Here is an 18,396-nt window from a genome sequence, read left to right as displayed (position 1 = left end):
CAATGCGGGTCAAGGGCATTGGAGGCGTTTGCCCATGCGTCATTGCCCTATTCGGCTGCGTCGAGCAGGTTGCCCGCCTTCTCCGCGCTGGCGACGAGGGCCTGCAGGGCTGCCATGTGTGCGGCAAAGGCCTTGCGGCCTGCGCGGGTGAAGCTGGCATGGGTGCGCTGGCGCCCTTCGCGGGCCGCCTTGGAAATCGACACGTACCCAGCGTCGGCGAGGGCCGAGAGGTGCTTGCTCAGGACCGAATCGCTGACCCCGGTCACCGCGCGCAGCTTGACGAATTCGGCTTGCGAGACGCTCGATAGCAGCGCGGCGATCTGCAATCGCGCAGGTGGGTGCAGGACGGGATCGAGCTCGTGCGCGCTCATCGCCCGGAGCTTTCACCGGCCATCAGCTCGCGGCGGAAGATGCGCTGCCAGACCACGCTCGCCCAGGTCGACAGCGCGAAGGCGAGCGTGGCGAGCGCGAGTTTCGAGACGATCGAAAAGCCGTTCATGCGCATGTGCATCGCGGCGACCACGAAAGCGATCAGCGCGCCTACGAGGGCCAGGGTGACGGGCAGTGTCGCGCCGGATCGATAGCCGTTGATGAAGACCCCGGTGCGGCGGATATCCGAGCGGCGCAACAAGAGCACGGCGATGACGAGCAGCGGCGCGGTCGCCATCTGGATGGTCGATGATATCGAGATCGAACCGATCAGCACGAAGAACATCGCCCCGAACAGGGCATGTCGCCATGGCGGGCAGGTCCCCAGGTCGCGCACCATGTCGGCGCGTGTCTGCGACACGGCGGCGAGCGCTTCGCGTGCGGCGTGGCTGTCGTATTCGGTCATGGCGTGCTCCTGCATCTGGCGATTCTTCACTTTCCAGTCTGGAAAGTTGGATGGCATGAACTTTCCACTTTGGAAAGTGAAAACTTTCCTATCTGGAAAGCGACGGATCGCCTGACCGCATTTTGCAGGAGACGGCTCGACAAGCCCGGTCTCGCTCCGTAGTCTCGCGCCATCCCCGGGGAGCCAGCAGGCGCAGTGCGCCACCGGCTGAGAGTTGTGGGTATGCTCCACAAGACCCGTCGAACCTGAACCCGTTAATACGGGCGGAGGAAGTGGACGGCCTGTCTTCGACGCCCGAAATCCGCGCATCCTTCGTCCACAGAGAGAGGAGCGCATATGGCAGACATCAATTCCAGGCTGGAAATCGGCGTGACCACTGGGCCGATCCGTGGATCGAGGAAGATCTACGTACCCGCCCAAGCCAACCCGTCGATCAAGGTCGCCATGCGCGAGATCGATCTCGAACCTTCGAGCGGCGAGCCGCCGGTGCGAGTCTACGATACCTCGGGGCCCTATACCGATCCTGATGCTGTGATCGACATCTCGGCGGGCCTCCCCGCGCTGCGCCGCGAGTGGCAGCTGGCGCGCGGCGACGTCGAGGGATACGAGCCGCGCGAGGTCAAGCCCGAGGACAACGGCCAACTCGGACCCGACCGTTCGGGCGGCGTACCTGCGTTCCCGACCACGCTCAGGAAGCCGCTGCGCGCGAAGGCCGGCGGCAATATCTCGCAGATGTACTATGCAAAGCAGGGTATCATCACCCCCGAGATGGAATATGTCGCCGAGCGCGAGAATCTCGGCCGTGCGCGACTTGCCCAGTACAACCGCTCAGGCGAGAGCTTCGGCGCCGCGATCCCCGACTACGTGACGCCCGAGTTCGTGCGCGACGAAGTGGCGCGCGGGCGGGCGATCATTCCCAGCAACGTCAATCACCCCGAGAGCGAGCCGATGGCGATCGGGCGCAACTTCCTCGTCAAGATCAACGCGAACATTGGCAATTCGGCGGTTGCCTCCGATGTCGCCAGCGAAGTCGACAAGATGGTCTGGTCGATCCGCTGGGGGGCTGACACCGTTATGGACCTTTCGACGGGCCGCAACATCCACGACACGCGCGAGTGGATCCTGCGCAATTCGCCCGTCCCCATCGGCACCGTGCCGATCTATCAGGCGCTCGAGAAGGTCGGCGGGATCGCCGAAGACCTTACCTGGGACATCTTCCGCGACACGCTGATCGAGCAGGCCGAGCAGGGCGTCGACTACTTCACGATCCACGCCGGTGTGCGCCTGCCCTTCATTCCGCTGGCGGCAAAGCGCATGACCGGCATCGTCAGCCGTGGCGGCTCGATCATGGCCAAGTGGTGCCTCGCCCACCACAAGGAGAGCTTCCTCTACGAGCACTACGACGAGATCACCGAGATCATGAAGGCCTACGATATTGCCTATTCCCTCGGCGATGGCCTGCGCCCCGGCTCGATCTACGATGCCAACGACGAGGCGCAGTTCGCCGAGCTCTACACGCTTGGCGAGCTGACCAAGAAGGCCTGGGAGCAGGACGTGCAGGTCATGATCGAGGGCCCCGGCCATGTGCCGATGCACAAGATCAAGGAGAACATGGACAAGCAGCTCGAGGCTTGCGGCGAGGCGCCGTTCTATACCCTCGGGCCACTCACGACCGACATCGCGCCGGGCTACGACCACATCACCAGCGGCATCGGCGCGGCGCAGATCGGCTGGTACGGCACCGCGATGCTCTGTTACGTGACGCCCAAGGAGCATCTTGGCCTGCCCGATCGTGACGACGTCAAGGTGGGCGTGGTGACCTACAAGCTCGCGGCCCATGCGGCCGATCTCGCCAAGGGCCATCCGGCAGCGCAGGTTCGTGACGATGCTCTGTCGAAGGCGCGCTTCGAGTTCCGCTGGCGAGACCAGTTCAATCTCAGCCTCGATCCCGACACCGCCGAGGAATACCATGACCAGACGCTTCCGGCGGAGGGCGCAAAGACTGCGCACTTCTGCTCGATGTGCGGCCCCAAGTTCTGCTCGATGAAGATCAGCCAGGAAGTGCGCGACTTCGCGGCCAAGCAGAACCAGCCCTCCACCGGCTTTCTCGCGGTCGAGGATGCCGAGAAGGGCATGGAAGAGATGTCGCGGGTCTACAAGGACAAGGGCAACGAACTCTATCTGCCCGCCGACGAGGTCACCGAACCGAACAAGGCATGACATGACGCGCCCGGCTGCCGCTTCGAGCAGCTGACCGGGGCGTAAAAAGGGCGTGTGCTGAAAGGCGCGCGCCCTTTTTGATTGGGGCAATGCTGCAAGTGCGATATGAGACGTTCAGAGCGGGAATCGATTGGCCTGCACACGTTCGCAGAACGTGAAATGCCTGATCGTCCTGCAACCCGGATCTACGGGCTCCTCCACTGCAAGGAATTTGCGAAAATGCGTCGCGACCCCGCTTTCGAGTGGTTTTTCTTGGCCCACGATGCCTGGTGGCTCTGGGCCGAATCACTGATGGTGATCTCGATGCGCACGAGCGGTGCGCTGATGGGGCAGCCCGGTACCGGACGCGAGATGCAGCGCATGGTCGCCGAGAAGCTGCGCGCCGCCGCGCTTCTGCCGGTGGCGCTTTCCGGGGCAGGTTCGGCAAGTCCTGCCGAAACCGCGCACAAGGCGGTCAGGCACTACCGCAAGCGCGTCAGCGCCAACCGCCGCCGGCTCGCCCGGCAGCGCTGAGCCGCGACAGGGGGCTGGCCAGTCCTGCTGCGACATGGCAGGGCCCTGGCGCATGAGTGAAATCGCCATCCGTGCCCGCCGGGCCGCCTTCAACCGCGCCATCGCCGAGGGCGACGCCGCTGCCATCGGACCGATCCTCGCGCGCGATTGCGTGATGCTCACCGGCACCGATAGCGCGGTCATCGCCGGGCGCATGGCGCAAGTGAAGGTGTGGAAGCGCGATTTCGCTGCGGCGGACAGGATGGTCTACACGCGCACCCCGGGCGAAGTCAGCGTGTCTCCCGTCGCTCCCGTCGCGATGGAGCAGGGCACCTGGCAGGGCATCGGTGGCGACGCAGAGCAGGTACTCGCCTCGGGCCTCTACAGCGCCAAGTGGCGCGAGGTACGCGGCGAATGGGTCATCGAGGCCGAGATATTCACGACCATGGCCTGAGGCACCCGGCTTAACCATGCCTGCGCGCAATCTGGCGCGGGTAGAGGTCCTCGTTCAGTATTGGTGCGAGGGGCGGGGTTAACTTCTTGCTGCGACTGCCGTCCTAAGCTGCGAATGGACGAAAACCTCGCAGGAGCCTGGTGATGTACACGCAGTACCGGACGATCATGCCCGACACCGTCGACAGGTGCTGGTACGCGCGCAGCCACGTTCCCGATGGCAAGCGATACCGGGGCGAGGACGGCTCGCTGCAGTGTCGTTGCCGCCATTGCGGCAAGCGTATCCGGCACACCGAAGCGGGCGACTGGCGTCTGGCGGAGGGCCTGGACCTCGATGCGCTGCAGGAGCACAGTGCGACCGGGCACTTCTGCGTCGTGGACATGGCCGCGGGGATGGTGCTGGCGCGCTATCCGATTGCGATGGATGCCGACGAAGCCTGGATCGCCGAGCAACTTGCCGAGATCGCCGATGAATTCGGCATCGACGAAAGCGATCCCTCGCTCCGGATCCGCGTCGTTCCGGGGAACCGCGAGTCGCGCAGCGCTCACTGAGGCGCAGTCCCGCGGCAGTTTCTCAAGCGACGATCGGGTGATCGTGGCGATGACGTAGCGCCCTGAGAAGCCCGGGGTCCGGATCTCCCGATCGCGAAACCTCGCCCCGCCATGCGCGCTCGTGAAAGAAGAACACCACCGCGTTCACCAGTGGCTCGATCAGCGCGATACCGCCGGCCAGAGTGGCCGAGCCGGTAAATGCGTAGGCCACGCTGAAACCCACCACGAGATGGAGGGCTAGAAAACTGAAGGTCTTGGCGAGGTCGCGGGGCATTGGACAGTTCCTCCTTGGGGTGGGGCGTCTGTCTATTGCGAATTGATCGCAATATGAAGCCTGCGAAGCCGTTTACTGTGATCGTAATAGTGGCGCTCTAGGACGGCTCGTTCATCGCATCGAGGACGTCCTGCGCCGCGGCACTCGCACGCGCTGCGGCATCCGCAGCGCTGCTCTTGCCGCCGTTCCCGGAGGCCGTCGAACGCGTATTCGGAGACGCGAGCTGAGCATTCCCGCCGGTTGCACCCTCGATATCAGGCGAGGTGTATCGATCGATCGGGCTGTAGCGGCGGGATCCTTCGCGCGATGCGCGCTCGAGCCGATCGCGAGCTGCGGCGTAAGGGTCGTGCAAGGGGCCATTGTCGCCCGGCCCCCGATATCCGTCGTCGTAGGGCGCATAATAACCGTCATCCGACGACGGCGGTGCCATCCACGCGGGCAGCCGGGCTTCTCCGGCCGCATATTCATCGTTGTCGCCAAAATCCTGCCCCGGCGCCATGGCGTATCCTTGCGCCCCGACATCGTCCTGCGCGTAGCCGCCGTTGTCATCGGCGTAATAGCCGTCCCCGGTCTCCTGCGCACCACCGATGCCACTTGCCACCTCGGGTTCGCTCCAGCGCTCCATCGCCTCGCGGTTCATGCCCGCGGCGAGAAATCCACCAATGAGGCCGCCGGCCACGATGCCGACCAGCCATATCGTCTTGCTCATGCGACTGCTTTTGTTTCCGAGGCGTGGCGGGGTGTGCCGTCAACGGCACTGCGTCATGGCCGAAGGCCGATGTCGCCAAGCTTAATGGCGTGAACCTAGCACGCCTGCGACGAGCGGTCATCGTTTCTTGCAGGCGTGCGGTGGTGCGGCAAAGCGGACGTGGGCCAGAAACGCGTCGAGGGCGTCATCCGGCTGGATGACGCCCTCGATTGTCAGGCTTCGGCGCTGGCGAGCTTGGGAGAGAGAATGCTGCCCGCTCGCGCCGTGGCCCTTCGCTTGCGTGGCCGGATCAGTCAGCGGCGAAGATCGCGTTGTCGCGAACGACGTCGGCCTTGCTGAAGCTCACGTAGCGGTTGTTGAACGTACCCGAGATGTGGTCGCCCTTGACGTAAAGGCGGAACGGCACGTTACCCGAAGCCTTGCCCTCGATCACGGTGACGTTGCCCTTCTTCTCCGAAGTGTAGGCGTAGTCGACGCCTTCGTGCGAGAAGTTGCGGGCGTCGTCGGCCTGAGCGACTGCCGGAGCAGCGGCGAGGACGAGGGTGGCAGTGGCGAAAACAGTCTTGAACATGGCAAAATCCCTTAGTGTCGGTTCGATGTCTTTCAGGAAGTTGCCTCGGGGCACCTCTTATCTTGTTGCGATGCAGCATCCACAAAACTGCCGGTACAGACAATGCAAATTGCGGAACTAGCATTTGCAGAAAACGCAATCCTTGCGCACCTTACGGATATTCCTTGGGAAATCGCCCAGGGTATCTGTTTGAGAATCTTCAAATGGGCTTCTGTGTTCGCCAGTCGGATAGAAATCCCGGCCTCCCTGAGGTTGAGGGCAGAGAATCAGCGGCGCCAAAGGCCGAACGGGAAAGCTGAATTCCGGTGCATGTCGTACGGTCGCTGTCTGCTTGCCCCGAGAAGTGGCTGGCGATAGGCTGGTGGCAATGGCCCGCTACCGTCCCCCGTTCGCGCCTTTGCGCTCGCTTGCTCTCGTGGTCTGTCTCGCGTTGGTTGCTTGCAATGGCCGCGACGCTTCGCTTCCCGGAGACGCCGCAGATCATCGGCCGTGGCAGGGGATCGCGCCCGAGGACACCATCCGGTTCGCGGGCAACGAACCGTTCTGGGGGGGCAATGTCACGGGACAGGACATGCTCTATACCACGCCCGACAATCCCGAAGGCACGACAATTGCCGTGCGCCGCTTCGCCGGTCGGGGTGGGCTCTCATTCAGCGGGGAGCTGGCATCGCGCGAAGGTGGCGAGAGCAGGGAAGTGGTTCTCGCGGTCACGCCCGGCGCATGCAGCGACACCATGTCGGATCGCACTTATCCCTTCGTAGCGACCCTCCAGCTTGGCGATGCGCTGCGCCGAGGCTGTGCCTGGACCGACGCGCAACCTTACAGTGGCGGCGAGAACTAGGCGAGCAGCGGCGCACCGGGCCATCGCCGTTACCCTCAGATCAGGATGTCATCGGTTATGATGGCCGGGGTCTCCGGTAGGGCGGTCGGGGAGGCCTTGCTCGTGGCGTCCCGGGCATCCGTTGCGACCTGGCGCATGTCTGGGCGAAGTGCGTCGGTCTCCGCCTTGTCCGCCGCGGTTGCGAGTGTTCCGGAAGCGCTGGCTTCGATTACCAGCTCGGTGCCAAGGCGCTCCCTGCTCGCCGTAAAGCTGGCAGCAGGGAGAGAGGGATCGAAGCGCACGCCGTAATCACGACGCCAGTCCGGTCCGAACGGGGCCTTCATGCTGGTCGGTATCGTGGCACCGGTGAGCACGCCGAGAAGCAGCGTGCCGACGAGTGCAACGAGAGCCCTACTTGGCAGGAAAGGCAGTTCGGATCGGGCCATGGTCGTGCACCTTTTCCGGTTTGGCGGTCAGCCCTCGAACACGGTCTCGAGGGTTATTTCGCAATTCAGCAGCTTCGAAAGCGGACAGCTCGCCTTGGCTTCCTGCGCGATCTTGACGAACGCATCTTCATCGATCCCTGCAACGTGCCCGGTAAGCTTGAGTGCCGAGCGGGTCACGGCGAAGCCATCGCCATCCTTTTCGAGCGTCACCGTGCAGGTGGTGTCGAGCGAGCCGGCCTCGTGGCCTGCCTTGGCCAGCGCAAAGCTCGTTGCCATCGTGAAGCAGGCTGCATGCGCCGCGGCGACGAGTTCCTCGGGATTGGTGCCCGGAGCATCCTCGAATCTGGTTGCGAAGCCATAGGGCTGGGCGTCGAGAGCGCCCGAGCCGGTTGAGATCGAACCCTTGCCTTGCTTGCCGAGACCTTCGTAGCGGGCGGAAGCTGTATTGGTGCTCATGTCTGTCTTTCCATCTGGCGTGTCCCCTGCGGGGTGACTTGCCAAAGACAACAACGCGCGGCGCGAACTTGTTCCGCGATCGCCGGAACTGTCGGGCCATTCACGTCGCGGCGACAGGTTGCAGTGCAGCAGGGCTGCGCTTCATGGAGAAGGTCAGGCACGCACCCCAAGGGCGGGAAGTGTCGCTTGCACGCGGCAAGGGCCATGACGCGCATATTTCGGAATTGTGATGGACAGCGGAAATATCGCGTGCTGGCCGGGGGATAATACCGAGCCTCATGCGCAAATCCGACTGGTTGCGCTAACATGTGGGCCGCCTTTTTTCTGTACTGTGAAGTACGGAGTCCTTGTTGCGCTGCACTAATGCAAGGTAATGAAATATCTATATTTATTTCTTTCCACTTGTGTCGGGTCGTGGTATTCGAAGGTCAAGAAGAGAGGATTTGCCGAAAAACAGGGTCGCCGTCCCGAGGGAGGTTTTCCGTCATGACCATGTTCCTGGCATCGCTGGTCGAAGGGATTTCCCTGTTCGCTTGTTCGATGGTTGGAGCGGGACCAGCGCACGGTAATCTCATGCGGGACACGCGATCCGGGCGGGTACGGCCACAGGCCGGCCTGCAGGGTGCTGCCAGAACACGCGCTTCAGGGAGTGAGGTCCGACCGGAATATCGCTGAGACAACACACCGGCGCAGGACGTCGGGGGCGAATGCTCGGTCGGAACAGGAGCCGAGGGAAGGGGAGAAGACAGGGCGCGGGCAAGGCTTGACCTTCCCGCGCCCTGTTATTTGGAGCGGTGCTCGGCAATGGCGGTTCGGGAGGGGGCAACTAGGCAGGGGCAGTTCAACACCCGGGCGCCCAGTCCGGCGAGGCCAGTTCGAAGCTCGAGAATTCGAAGCCCGGAGCAACCACGCAGCTCACCAGAGACCATCCGCACGAGGCATCGTCGTGCACCGGTTCGGCCGCCTGCCACCAGCCTGGCGGGATGCGCACCTGCGGTACTTGCCCGGCGAAAATGTCGGGGCCAAGCACGGTCCGTGAGACCGGGCCGGCATCATCCTGGGCCATGGCCAGCACCAGTGGCATGCCCGCATGCCATAGCCAGATCTCGTCGGCGTCCAGTACCTTGTGCCAGTGCGAGCGCTGGCCGCGCTCGAGCAGGAAATGGATCGCGGTGGCTTGGCGGCGTGTTCCATCAGGAGCGCTCGGGCGCCAGGTCTCCTTGTACCAGCCCCCTTCGGGGTGCGGGGCAAGGCCGAGGCGGTCGATGACGGCAGCGGCATCGCGGTTGGTGAGAGCGTGAGGCATTGGCGGGACATGCACCAAGGTAAAGGGCTCCTCGATCCAGGCCGGGATTGGCGTTCATGGTGTAAATGGGGCGGGGCTCCGCTCCAATAGAGCGAGCGCAACAAGCGACCTCACGAGGATTGCATACATTGCCGCAGGCTTACGACGTGAGAACAGGTGTTTCCTGCCTGGATGCATGGGAGCGAAATATGGCGGATTAGCGTCGCTGCGGGCTGTCGGAGCGGCTTACGGCATCGGTCTGGCGATGAAAATTTATTAATTGCGTGGATATTGGCCAAAATTAAGGTATTCGAAAGCGGTCAATTCTAAACCTGCCTGTGCAGGGAATGGCGGCCATGTCGCCATTTTTGACAGAAGCCGTCGGTGCTTTGGGTTTCCTCGCCCTCGGGGGGGGGGCGTTGGAAACCGGGCGTGGCAGCGGGCATGAGGGGAAACCCGGAACCCGTCGCAATACTCGCCTTGCATCGACGGCTTCATGTCTCTCCTGTTTTCATGAAAATCAGCGCTTCTTGTGCATATTGCACTGCAGCGGGGCTTGCCTGGAAGGGCTGGCCCAGGGAAAGTTGCGGAGACCGTGTCGACCGCCTTTTTCCGGAGATCCTGCAATGCCTCGCCACCTCCCGCTCGCTTGCCTTCTTGCTCTCGGTGCCGCTTGGCCCGCTGTCGGTATCGCAGCCACCCCCGAAGAGGTCGCGGCGCAGGCGCTGCGCGAGGCGCCGGTGTGGGACGGACACAATGACGTGCCCGAGCAGCTGCGCGAACGGCGCAAGGACATGCTCGAGGGCTTCGACTTTGCCGATACCATGAATACGGCGGATGCCGGGGAGGGTCTTGGCCCGATGCAGACCGACATCAAGCGCCTGCGTGCGGGCAAGGTCGGGGCGCAGTTCTGGTCGGTCTACGTCTCGGCAACGCTCGATGGCCCGCATGCCGTCCAGGCGACGCTCGAACAGATCGACGTGATGAAGCGGATCATCGCCGATAACCCCGATACATTGCAACTGGTGACCAGTGCCGCCGATGCCGAAAAGGCGATGAAGTCGGGGCGGATCGCCTCGCTCCTGGGTATGGAGGGCGGCCATTCGATCGGCTCCTCGCTCGGCGTGCTGCGCCAGATGTACGAACTGGGTGCGCGTTACCTGACGCTCACCCACTTCAAGAACCTGCCCTGGGCCGACAGCGCGACCGATGCCCCCGAGCATGGAGGACTGACCGATTTCGGGCGCGACGTGGTGCGCGAGATGCAGCGCATCGGCATGCTGGTCGATCTCAGCCACGTGTCGGCCGCGACGATGAATGATGCGCTCGATGTGGCGCGCGCGCCGGTGATCTTCAGCCATTCGGGCGCATTCGCGGTCGACGGCCACCCGCGCAACGTGCCCGATGCTGTACTCGACAGGCTCAAGGTCAATGGCGGGATCGTCATGGTCAACTTCTACCCCACTTACGTCAGCGAAGCGCTGCGTCAGTGGGGGGCGAACCGCAAGGGCGAGCAGGCCCGTCTCGCGACGCTTCATCCCGACGCGCCGCAGGTGGCAGAGCAGGGGATGACGCAATGGGAGCAGGCCAACCCCAAGCCGGTCGCGACGCTCTCGCAGATCGCAGATCACGTCGATAATGTGGTCAAGCGGATCGGTGCCGAGCACGTCGGTCTCGGCGGCGATTTCGACGGCGGTTCGGTCGGGGTCGAGGGCATGCCCGATGTCTCGGCCTACCCGGCGCTGTTCACCGAGCTTGCGCGCCGGGGCTACTCGAAGGAGCAGCTCAAGATGATCGCCAGCGGGAACATCATGCGCGTGCTCAAGGCGGCGGAGGCCTACGCCAAGGCCCACGTCGACGATCCGGCGATCGAATCCCCGACGACCTTCTGATCTGCGGTCTTATCGGCCAGGGCTGACCTCGCCGGCAGATCGGCCCCGCATCGGGCACGAAAAAGGGGCGGCGACCGCATGGTCGTCGCCCCTTTCGTCATTGCCTGCAGGGCAGCGTCGCTGCGCTTACTTCGCGGCCTCGCCCGCGAGACCACGCGCCTCGAGCATCGGCTCGAGCTCGGGATCGTGTCCGGTGAAGTCACGGTAGAGCACCGCGTAGTCCTTGGTGTGGCCCTGGCCGAGGAACGAGGCGCGCAGGTGATCGCCGTTTGCGCGGGTCATGCCGCCGTGCTTCTCGACCCAGTCCCAGCCATCGTGGGCGAGCACTTCGGTCCAGATGTACGAGTAGTAGCCCGCCGCATAGCCGTTGTCCCAGATGTGGCGGAAGTAGGGCGTGCGGTAGCGCGGCGGGATCAGGTCGGAGCGCAGACCGTTCTCGGACAGCGCCTTTGCCTCGAAGGCGAGCGGCGGCTGTGCCGCGGCTTCGGGGCTGAGCGTGTGCCAGCGCATGTCGAGCATGGCAGCGCTCAGCGTTTCGCCGAAGGTCAGGCTCTGGTTGAACTTGCCTGCCGCCTCGATCTTGTCGAGCAGCCCTGCGGGCAGCGGTGCGCCGGTCTCGTAGTGCTTTGCGTAGTGCTGCAGCACGGCCGGAACGGTGGCGAAGTTCTCGTTGAACTGGCTGGGGAACTCGACGAAGTCGCGCGCGGTGTTGGTGCCCGAGAGCGAAGGGTACTTCTGGTGCGCGAACATGCCGTGCAATGCATGGCCGAACTCGTGGAACATCGTCGTCACGTTGTCCCAGCTGGCCAGCGCAGGCTGGCCGGGTGCGGGCGGGTCGATGTTGAGCGTATTGCTGATGACCGGCTTGTTGCCGAGCAGGTCGGACTGCTCGACGAAGTTGTTCATCCACGCACCGCCGTTCTTGTTGGGGCGCGAGAAGGGATCGAAGTAGAAGACCGCGAGCTCGCTGCCGTCCTTGTCGTAGACCGAGTAGGCACGCATCGTCGGATGGTAGACCGGCAGGTCCTCGCGGCGCTTGAAGGTGATCCCGTAGGTCTGCGTGGCGGCGTAGAAGACGCCGTTCTCGAGCACGTTCCAGACCTCGAAGTAGGGCTTGATCGCCGATTCATCGAGATCGAACTTCGCCTCGCGCACCTTCTCGGCGTAATAGCCCCAATCCCAGGGCTGCAGCGCTTCGGTCATGCCGTCGGCACGCGCGGCTTCGGTGAGCAGCGCGGTCTCGCGGTCCTGCGTCGCGCGCAGCGCGGGCACGAAGCCGTTCATGAATTCCATCGCCTTGGCAGGCGTCGTGATCATGCGATCGTACATCTGGAAGGTGGCGAAGTCGGGCTGGCCAAGCAGCCTGGCCTTCTTCGCGCGCAGCGTGGCGAGTTCGGTGACCATGCCGGTGGTGTCGAACTCGTCGCCCGAGGAGGTGCGGTTGATGCTCGCCTCGAACAGCTTCTTGCGCGAGGCGCGGTTGTCGAGCTGCGCAAGGGCCGGCTGCTGGGTGAAGTTGAGCAGCGGGATGACGTACTTGCCGGGCATGCCCTTGTCCTCGGCGCGCTTGGCGGCCGCGGCGATGGCGGCATCGGACATCCTGGCAAGTTCGTCCGCGCTGTCGAAGACGACGGCATGCGCGGCGGTTCCGGCGGTAAGCGTCTGCGCGAACTTGGTCTCGAGTTCGGCAATGCGGCCGTTCATGTCCTTGAGCTCGGCCTTCTTGGCGTTGTCGAGCAACGCGCCGCGGTGGACGAACTTGTCGTAGGTCGTCTTGAGCAGCATGGCGTCTTCGCCGGTAAGAGCCTTGCCCTGAGCGCTGTCGTGCACGGCCTTGACGCGCGCGAACAGGGCGCTGTCGAGGTAGATGTCGTCGTTCAGAGCAGCGATCTGCGGGGAGACCGCAGTCTCGATGGCATCGAGCTTGTCGCTGGTGTTGGCCGAGGTCAGCTGGCTGAACACGTTGTAGACACGGTCGAAGAGCTGGCCTGCACGCTCCATCGCGACGAGGGTGTTCTCGAAGGTCGGGGCCGAACGCTGGATCGCGATGGCGCGGATCTCGGCGCGCTTCTGGGCAATGCCGGCCTCGATGGCAGGCTGCCAGTCGCTGTCATTGTACTTGGTGAAGTCGGGCGCTCCGAGCGAGAGCGTGCTCGGCTTGGCAAAGACGCCATCGTAAGCGGTCGCATCGCTGGCAGCGTGGGCCTCACTCGACATGGTCATAGCTCCCGTGAGCGAAAGGGTGGCAAGCGCGATTGGCGCCGCGGCCGCCATCAGCCGGTTCTTCATTCGGACGTCTCCTGGATGTCAGCAGGGGGGATGGGGGAAGTGTCCGTGCATTGCGCACGCGACGGGGGGACCTGCAGACGCTGTCATGGTGCCGAGTGAAGCGTTTCGATCGGGGTATTGCAAGGGGGCTGCGCGCATTGCTGCCACGGTTTCAAAGCGCGCGCCCTGGCCGCATGTTTGATACGAAACTCACTCGTCCAGTGCAGTTTTCTTGCCTGTCATCGAGAGAAGCCGACTGCGGTTCAGCGATGGCGCGACACTTGGCAGTGGCAGGACGTGCCAAGGCAAGGGTGCTGCGGGAAGCATGCGCAGCGCAGGGTCATCCCGGGCGGTGATGTAGCTCACCGCCCGGGATCGTCGACGCCCGGGGCAAGGCGGGTAAGCCGAGGGCTGTCAGCCCCTGCGGAAATGCCCCGAGGACCACACTTTCATACCGTCCTTGTGCGCAAGCTCCTTGCGCTCCTCGCGAACGCGCATGTCGCGTCCGCGATCGAGCAGCAACGAGCCCGTGCGTCCGCGATCGTCGTTGCGACGAAACGGGATGGTCGATCCGATGGTCATTGATTTTCTCCTCTCCTCAAGAGGAGAACGCCCGGCGGGCCGTCCCGGTTCCCGGGATCGGATAATCGTCGAGACGTTCTTCCTCGGTATGTTGCGCCGACTTGTTGTCCGCAGGCAGGCCTAGCGACCCGGCGGGGCCCCCGCCTGTCAGATCGATGCGCGTAGTCCTCGTGGCATCGGCGAGGGTGCAATCGTCGAGTACGGCTAGGAATGCGGCGACGGCCTTGTCGAGCATGGTCGAGAAGCCGCAGGCCCCGTTGAGCGCGCAAGTCTTGCACAATGCCGGCTCGAGACATGGTTCGGTACTGCGCACGACAGCACCGATGCGGATGGTTTCCGGCTCGCGGGCCAGCCGGAAGCCGCCGCTGCGCCCGCGCACTGTCTCCAGAAACCCGGCGTGGCCAAGGTGGCTGACGATCTTCATCGCATGGTTGCGCGAAATATCGTGTGCCCTCGCAACCTCGGCGATCGACAGCAGCAGCCGCGGGTCACGCTGACGTGCGGCCGCAGCATGCAGCAGGATGCGCATGGCATAATCGGTATGCGCGGTAAGGCGCACGGCTCCTCTCCTTTTATCTTTTTATGGTCCCAGCTTAGGCGAGCGTTGCGCGCAGGTACAGCGCTTTACTGAGACCGGTGTCTCGTAAACGTACTGGAACGGGACTCATCCGCCACCTTGCTCCGATGCCAAAGGGCGCACTGTGCCGGGCGGGCGCGGGTGGCGTGGAACAATTTGGAATCGCAGTGCGTTGTGTCGCGGTAAGCAAAATATGGAGAGGCACACATGGCGGAACATTATAATGAACGCGTCGTCGTGAAGCGCGGCGGTCCGGGTAAGGCTATTGCGATCATCGCGATCATTGCAGTTGCGATCATCGCCTTCCTGTTCGCGACCGGCTTCTGGTCCGCGGACGTCGATGGCGGCGACATGCCCGAGGTCAGCGTCCAGGGCGGCGAGCTTCCCAATGTCGATGTCGACAGCAAGGAAGTCGTCGTGGGCACCAAGAAGGAAGAGGTCGAGGTTCCGACTGTCGGCGTCAAGGATAACGGCGAGCAGTAAGCGCGCCGGGTCCTTCGCAAGAATCCGATCGAGAAAAACCTCCCGGACATGTTCCGGGAGGTTTTTTGGTGTGTCTCGTTTCAGTCTGCTGCCGTTTCGGCAACGATCTCCAGGGTGAGCCGGTCGCGCTGCCCCGAGAAAAGACGGCATAGCGCTTCGCCGAAGGGGGTTGCGGCGGGATCGGTACCGCAATGGCAGTCGGCGTAGTCGAATAGCGTGAGACTGCTGCGCAGCTTCATCGCGTCGACTTCTCCCAGCATCGCACGTGCGCTGCGCCGGCGACCACTCTCGCTGACCGCGCGCGTGGCTTCGACGAGGCGAGGAGCAAGAACGGGGTGTTCGAGATAGGCGCAGGCCTCCTCAAGGTCACGAACGGCGTAAAAACGCGACAGGTCGCTCCGGCCGAGGCCTGCGATTTGCGGAAAGATGAACCACATCCAGTGGCCGCGCTTCGCACCTGCACGCAATTCACCCAGCGCCTCGGTCCAGACTGAGTGCTGCGCATCGACGAAACGTTGTAGGTCCAGCCGACTGGCCGGCGCGTCCATCAGGCGCCTTCCAGTTCGGAGCCGCTCTTGAGCACGCGGTCTCCGTCGTCCTGCTCGATCAGGTAGGCGGGGTTGTCGTCCGAACCGTTGCGCACGATCTTGCTGCCTTTGATGGTACGCTGCACCCGCCGTTCGAAGCGCTCGGTGACGGTGCCGGTGGCGCTGCCGCTACCCCAATGCCAGCGGACTTTCGTGCCGGTCTTATAGCTGTTGCTCATGACCGCCCGTTCAGGGCTGGCCTGCCGGGGCGTCCTGCGCCATGGCCGGCTGGTCGGCAGTCGCCTCGTCCTCGCCGCCGCCGGTCAGGGCACCGGTGATCCACACTGCCGACATTGCGACGATGGCGAGTGCAAGGCTGATGATGAGGACGAAACGCAGGATATGCGGCGTCGAGCCGCCGCGCGCTTCGTCTTCGCTCAGGTGAACTTCTGATCCTCGGCGTTCCATGTTGCGTCTCTCCGATGGATTTTCTGGTTATCCATCGTCAACGCGCCAGAACGCCCATGCGTTCCTCGGAAAACCCCGTAGATCCGGCAAGATTACGGGGTTTTCCTTTGATATCAGTCGCGAAGAAGTTCGTTGATACCGGTCTTCGAGCGCGTCTGCGCGTCGACGGTCTTCACGATCACCGCGCAGTAGAGCGAAGGGCCGGGGGTGCCGTCGGGGAGCGGCTTGCCGGGCAGGGTGCCGGGCACGACGACCGAGTAGGGGGGCACATAGCCGACGTGGACTTCGCCGGTTGCGCGGTTCACGATCTTGGTCGAGGCGCCGAGGTAGACGCCCATCGATAGCACCGCGCCTTCACCCACGCGCACGCCTTCGGCTACTTCCGAACGCGCGCCGATGAAGCAGTTGTCCTCGATGATGACCGGACCGGCCTGGAGCGGCTCGAGCACGCCGCCGATGCCGACGCCGCCCGAGATGTGGACGTTCTTGCCGATCTGCGCGCACGAACCGACGGTGGCCCAGGTGTCGACCATCGTGCCCTCGCCGACGTAGGCGCCAAGGTTGGTGAACGAGGGCATCAGCACCACGCCCTTGGCGATGTGCGCGCTGCGGCGCACGACCGCACCGGGGACCACGCGGATACCGGCAGCCTTGAAGTCGTCCTCGCTCCAGCCGGTGAACTTGAGCGGCACCTTGTCGAAGGCGGGGGCCCCGGCCGAGCCGTATTCCATCGGCGCGTTGTCGTTCAGGCGGAACGAGAGGAGGACCGCCTTCTTGAGCCACTGGTTGACCTTCCAGCCACCTTCGCCGTCGGGCTCGGCGACGCGGGCCTTGCCCGAATCGAGCAGGCCGAGTGCCTCTTCGACGATCTTGCGCACGTCCTCGCTGGCGGGGGTGACGTTGGCGCGGTCCTCGAAGGCGGCTTCGATCGCGGTTTCGATATCGGACATCTGGGGTGTCTCCGGAAAAATTGTGTCGGTGAAGGGAACTCGGCGCTGCGCCTATCGCGGTGCGAAGCCGAGAACAAGAAAAAGGATGGCGGGTGCTGCGGCGCTGTTCGTTTCTTTCGCGCGAGCCCCGCTGCAGGCTTCCGGGCGTGGCCCGTGTCAGCCCAGTTCGTCGCCTGGTTCCATCAGCTCGCGCACGAAGCCGATGAGGCCGGTCTGGCGCGCGCGGCGCAGGCGTTCGGCGGCGAGGATCTGCTTCACCTTGGCGAAACAGGCGGCGATGTCATCGTTGACCACGACGTAGTCGTAGCCGTCCCAGTGGCTGATTTCCGACCGGGCCCGGTCCATGCGCGCGGCGATGACCTCGGCGCTGTCGGTGCCGCGCCCGGTCAGGCGGCGGCGCAGCTCGTCGATCGAAGGGGGGAGCAGGAACACGCGCACGACGTCGCGTTCGAGCTTCTGGTAGAGCTGCTGGGTGCCCTGCCAGTCGATGTCGAAGAGGTAGTCCTGCCCAGCCTTGAGGCCTGCCTTTACCTGCGCTTTGGGGGTGCCGTAGGACTTGCCGAAGACGTGGGCCCATTCGAGAAAGTCGCCCTGCTCGGCCATGCGGTCGAACTGGTCCTGGCTGACGAAGTGGTAGTCCTTGCCGTCGATTTCGCCGGGGCGCGGGGGGCGGGTCGTGCACGAGACCGAGTTGCAGATCATCGCGTCCTCCTCGAGCAGCATACGCGCGATGGTCGTCTTGCCTGTGCCCGAGGGCGAGGAGAGGATGAGCATGAGGCCGCGCCGCTCAAGCGCATCCTTAGCGGCGTCGGGCGTGCTGGCAGAGGGGGCGGTCCGGGAATCGGGCTGGCTGTCCATGCCTCCCGATGGCGGCGGCGAGGCTGCAAATCAACCCCTGCAGACCCGCTTATGCCAGTGCCGGGCCTGGGCGGGGGGAGGCTTGAATATCGGTAGTCGGCTCAGCCGTCGCGGCCGTCTTCGGCCTTTTCGGCAAGGTCGGCCTCGCCCTCGGCGGTTGCCTTATGCGCTTTTCCCCTGTCGTAGAGGGTCTTGGCCACCATGATGCCGGTCATGGCGAGAGCACCGGGCACCGAGGACATCGCGACCTTGGCGATTGCCCGGTGAAGCATGACTTCGCTGATCGGCCGTCCCTTGAGAATCTGCCAGGCCTTGCGCGGTGCATAGCGCTGGCCGAGCAGGGCCCGTTCGATTCCCTGGCGCGCAAGCATCGAAGCGCTGCGCAGGGCAATGTCGGCAATGGCGAGATTGGTTGCAGGATTGGGGCTGGGGCCGAGCAGTTCGCGCGCACTCGGCTTGCCCGAGCGCTTGGTGCGAGATGTCTTCCTGGCGGCAGAGGTGACTGGAAAGGCCTCTTCCACCGTCTCGGGCGTTGCTGCGGCAAGGGCCTGGGTCAGGCTGACGGCACGGTCACCAATCTCGCTTCCGGCGTCCTTCGCGGATTCGAGAACGCCGCTTCCTGAAATCCCTGCCTTGCCGTCCTTCTTGCCCATGCCGGTTTCCTGCTTTTGGGCCAGT

At 64.1% G+C, this 18,396-nt stretch carries 24 protein-coding genes and 1 riboswitch; of the genes, 7 read left to right on the top strand and 17 right to left on the bottom strand.

Features of this window, described 5'->3' with window-relative positions:
* Positions 1–47 precede the first annotated feature (47 nt).
* The gene (locus tag I5E68_RS15205) at positions 48–371 is read right to left on the bottom strand and encodes a transcriptional regulator (protein ID WP_197165484.1); all 324 of its coding nucleotides are present in this window, start codon (positions 369–371) and stop codon (positions 48–50) included.
* Positions 368–835 carry a hypothetical protein gene (locus I5E68_RS15200; RefSeq protein ID WP_197165483.1) on the bottom strand — a complete coding sequence of 156 codons (468 nt, stop codon included), beginning with the start codon at positions 833–835 and terminating at the stop codon, positions 368–370. The genes I5E68_RS15205 and I5E68_RS15200 overlap by 4 nt, the downstream gene beginning before the upstream one ends.
* Before the next feature lie 166 nt (positions 836–1,001).
* Positions 1,002–1,125: riboswitch (TPP riboswitch) on the top strand.
* Between the two features lie 46 nt (positions 1,126–1,171).
* Between I5E68_RS15200 and thiC the strand changes: the two genes are divergently transcribed.
* The 4 genes from thiC to I5E68_RS15180 all read left to right on the top strand — a co-directional run bounded on the left by thiC (position 1,172) and on the right by I5E68_RS15180 (position 4,552).
* Complete coding sequence (gene thiC, locus I5E68_RS15195) at positions 1,172–3,055, top strand: phosphomethylpyrimidine synthase ThiC (RefSeq protein WP_197165482.1); 1,884 nt, start codon at positions 1,172–1,174, stop codon at positions 3,053–3,055.
* 219 nt (positions 3,056–3,274) lie between these two features.
* The gene (locus tag I5E68_RS15190) at positions 3,275–3,568 is read left to right on the top strand and encodes a hypothetical protein (protein ID WP_197165481.1); all 294 of its coding nucleotides are present in this window, start codon (positions 3,275–3,277) and stop codon (positions 3,566–3,568) included.
* A 52-nt stretch (positions 3,569–3,620) separates the two neighbouring features.
* Complete coding sequence (locus I5E68_RS15185) at positions 3,621–4,001, top strand: DUF4440 domain-containing protein (RefSeq protein WP_197165479.1); 381 nt, start codon at positions 3,621–3,623, stop codon at positions 3,999–4,001.
* Between the two features lie 143 nt (positions 4,002–4,144).
* Positions 4,145–4,552 (top strand): hypothetical protein, encoded by a 408-nt coding sequence (locus tag I5E68_RS15180; RefSeq protein ID WP_197165477.1) that lies wholly within the window; start codon positions 4,145–4,147, stop codon positions 4,550–4,552.
* A 22-nt stretch (positions 4,553–4,574) separates the two neighbouring features.
* Here I5E68_RS15180 and I5E68_RS15175 read toward each other — a convergent pair whose 3' ends face one another.
* From I5E68_RS15175 to I5E68_RS15165, 3 genes are all read right to left on the bottom strand, one after another.
* Positions 4,575–4,826, bottom strand: coding sequence for a DUF2061 domain-containing protein (locus I5E68_RS15175; protein WP_197165475.1), 252 nt, complete (start codon positions 4,824–4,826; stop codon positions 4,575–4,577).
* Positions 4,827–4,923: 97 nt separating this feature from the next.
* The gene (locus I5E68_RS15170; protein ID WP_197165473.1) at positions 4,924–5,535 is read right to left on the bottom strand and encodes a hypothetical protein; all 612 of its coding nucleotides are present in this window, start codon (positions 5,533–5,535) and stop codon (positions 4,924–4,926) included.
* Positions 5,536–5,824: 289 nt separating this feature from the next.
* Entirely contained in the window at positions 5,825–6,106 is a 282-nt protein-coding gene (locus tag I5E68_RS15165; protein ID WP_197165471.1) for a hypothetical protein, read from the bottom strand.
* Between the two features lie 367 nt (positions 6,107–6,473).
* On the opposite strand from I5E68_RS15165, the gene I5E68_RS15160 reads away from it, so the two are divergent.
* Positions 6,474–6,947, top strand: coding sequence for a COG3650 family protein (locus I5E68_RS15160; RefSeq protein WP_197165469.1), 474 nt, complete (start codon positions 6,474–6,476; stop codon positions 6,945–6,947).
* Positions 6,948–6,982: 35 nt separating this feature from the next.
* Here the strand turns inward: I5E68_RS15160 and I5E68_RS15155 are convergent, their stop codons facing one another.
* The 3 genes from I5E68_RS15155 to I5E68_RS15145 form a co-directional block, all read right to left on the bottom strand.
* Positions 6,983–7,372: a hypothetical protein gene (locus tag I5E68_RS15155; RefSeq protein WP_197165467.1), complete on the bottom strand. Its 390-nt coding sequence runs from the start codon at positions 7,370–7,372 to the stop codon at positions 6,983–6,985.
* A 27-nt stretch (positions 7,373–7,399) separates the two neighbouring features.
* Positions 7,400–7,828 (bottom strand): OsmC family protein, encoded by a 429-nt coding sequence (locus I5E68_RS15150; protein WP_197165465.1) that lies wholly within the window; start codon positions 7,826–7,828, stop codon positions 7,400–7,402.
* Between the two features lie 841 nt (positions 7,829–8,669).
* Complete coding sequence (locus I5E68_RS15145) at positions 8,670–9,134, bottom strand: cupin domain-containing protein (RefSeq protein WP_197165463.1); 465 nt, start codon at positions 9,132–9,134, stop codon at positions 8,670–8,672.
* Positions 9,135–9,739: 605 nt separating this feature from the next.
* Here I5E68_RS15145 and I5E68_RS15140 point away from each other — a divergent pair.
* On the top strand, positions 9,740–11,005 hold the full coding sequence (locus I5E68_RS15140; RefSeq protein ID WP_197165461.1) for a dipeptidase: 1,266 nt from the start codon (positions 9,740–9,742) through the stop codon (positions 11,003–11,005).
* 126 nt (positions 11,006–11,131) lie between these two features.
* Here the strand turns inward: I5E68_RS15140 and I5E68_RS15135 are convergent, their stop codons facing one another.
* From I5E68_RS15135 to I5E68_RS15125, 3 genes are all read right to left on the bottom strand, one after another.
* Positions 11,132–13,294 (bottom strand): M3 family metallopeptidase, encoded by a 2,163-nt coding sequence (locus tag I5E68_RS15135; RefSeq protein WP_228727219.1) that lies wholly within the window; start codon positions 13,292–13,294, stop codon positions 11,132–11,134.
* 393 nt (positions 13,295–13,687) lie between these two features.
* Positions 13,688–13,855, bottom strand: a complete 168-nt coding sequence (locus I5E68_RS15130; protein WP_197165459.1) for a hypothetical protein — start codon at positions 13,853–13,855, stop codon at positions 13,688–13,690.
* Positions 13,856–13,871: 16 nt separating this feature from the next.
* A complete protein-coding gene (locus I5E68_RS15125) occupies positions 13,872–14,414 on the bottom strand; it encodes an Rrf2 family transcriptional regulator (protein ID WP_197165457.1) in 543 nt (180 codons plus the stop codon).
* 225 nt (positions 14,415–14,639) lie between these two features.
* On the opposite strand from I5E68_RS15125, the gene I5E68_RS15120 reads away from it, so the two are divergent.
* Positions 14,640–14,915, top strand: a complete 276-nt coding sequence (locus I5E68_RS15120; protein ID WP_197165455.1) for a hypothetical protein — start codon at positions 14,640–14,642, stop codon at positions 14,913–14,915.
* 80 nt (positions 14,916–14,995) lie between these two features.
* Here the strand turns inward: I5E68_RS15120 and I5E68_RS15115 are convergent, their stop codons facing one another.
* The 6 genes from I5E68_RS15115 to I5E68_RS15090 form a co-directional block, all read right to left on the bottom strand.
* Entirely contained in the window at positions 14,996–15,463 is a 468-nt protein-coding gene (locus I5E68_RS15115) for a DUF1810 domain-containing protein (protein WP_197165453.1), read from the bottom strand.
* Positions 15,463–15,681 carry a hypervirulence associated TUDOR domain-containing protein gene (locus I5E68_RS15110; RefSeq protein ID WP_197165451.1) on the bottom strand — a complete coding sequence of 73 codons (219 nt, stop codon included), beginning with the start codon at positions 15,679–15,681 and terminating at the stop codon, positions 15,463–15,465. Before I5E68_RS15110 ends, I5E68_RS15115 begins: the two co-directional genes overlap by 1 nt.
* A 10-nt stretch (positions 15,682–15,691) precedes the next feature.
* Positions 15,692–15,910: a hypothetical protein gene (locus tag I5E68_RS15105; protein ID WP_197165449.1), complete on the bottom strand. Its 219-nt coding sequence runs from the start codon at positions 15,908–15,910 to the stop codon at positions 15,692–15,694.
* Between the two features lie 113 nt (positions 15,911–16,023).
* On the bottom strand, positions 16,024–16,860 hold the full coding sequence (dapD, locus tag I5E68_RS15100) for a 2,3,4,5-tetrahydropyridine-2,6-dicarboxylate N-succinyltransferase (RefSeq protein WP_197165447.1): 837 nt from the start codon (positions 16,858–16,860) through the stop codon (positions 16,024–16,026).
* Positions 16,861–17,016: 156 nt separating this feature from the next.
* Positions 17,017–17,718 carry a guanylate kinase gene (gene gmk / locus I5E68_RS15095; RefSeq protein WP_197165445.1) on the bottom strand — a complete coding sequence of 234 codons (702 nt, stop codon included), beginning with the start codon at positions 17,716–17,718 and terminating at the stop codon, positions 17,017–17,019.
* Between the two features lie 101 nt (positions 17,719–17,819).
* A complete protein-coding gene (locus tag I5E68_RS15090) occupies positions 17,820–18,371 on the bottom strand; it encodes a hypothetical protein (RefSeq protein ID WP_228727218.1) in 552 nt (183 codons plus the stop codon).
* Positions 18,372–18,396 lie beyond the last annotated feature (25 nt).

The organism is Novosphingobium aureum, assembly GCF_015865035.1.
Taxonomy (GTDB): domain Bacteria; phylum Pseudomonadota; class Alphaproteobacteria; order Sphingomonadales; family Sphingomonadaceae; genus Novosphingobium; species Novosphingobium aureum.
This window is presented reverse-complemented; position numbering and strand designations above follow the sequence as displayed.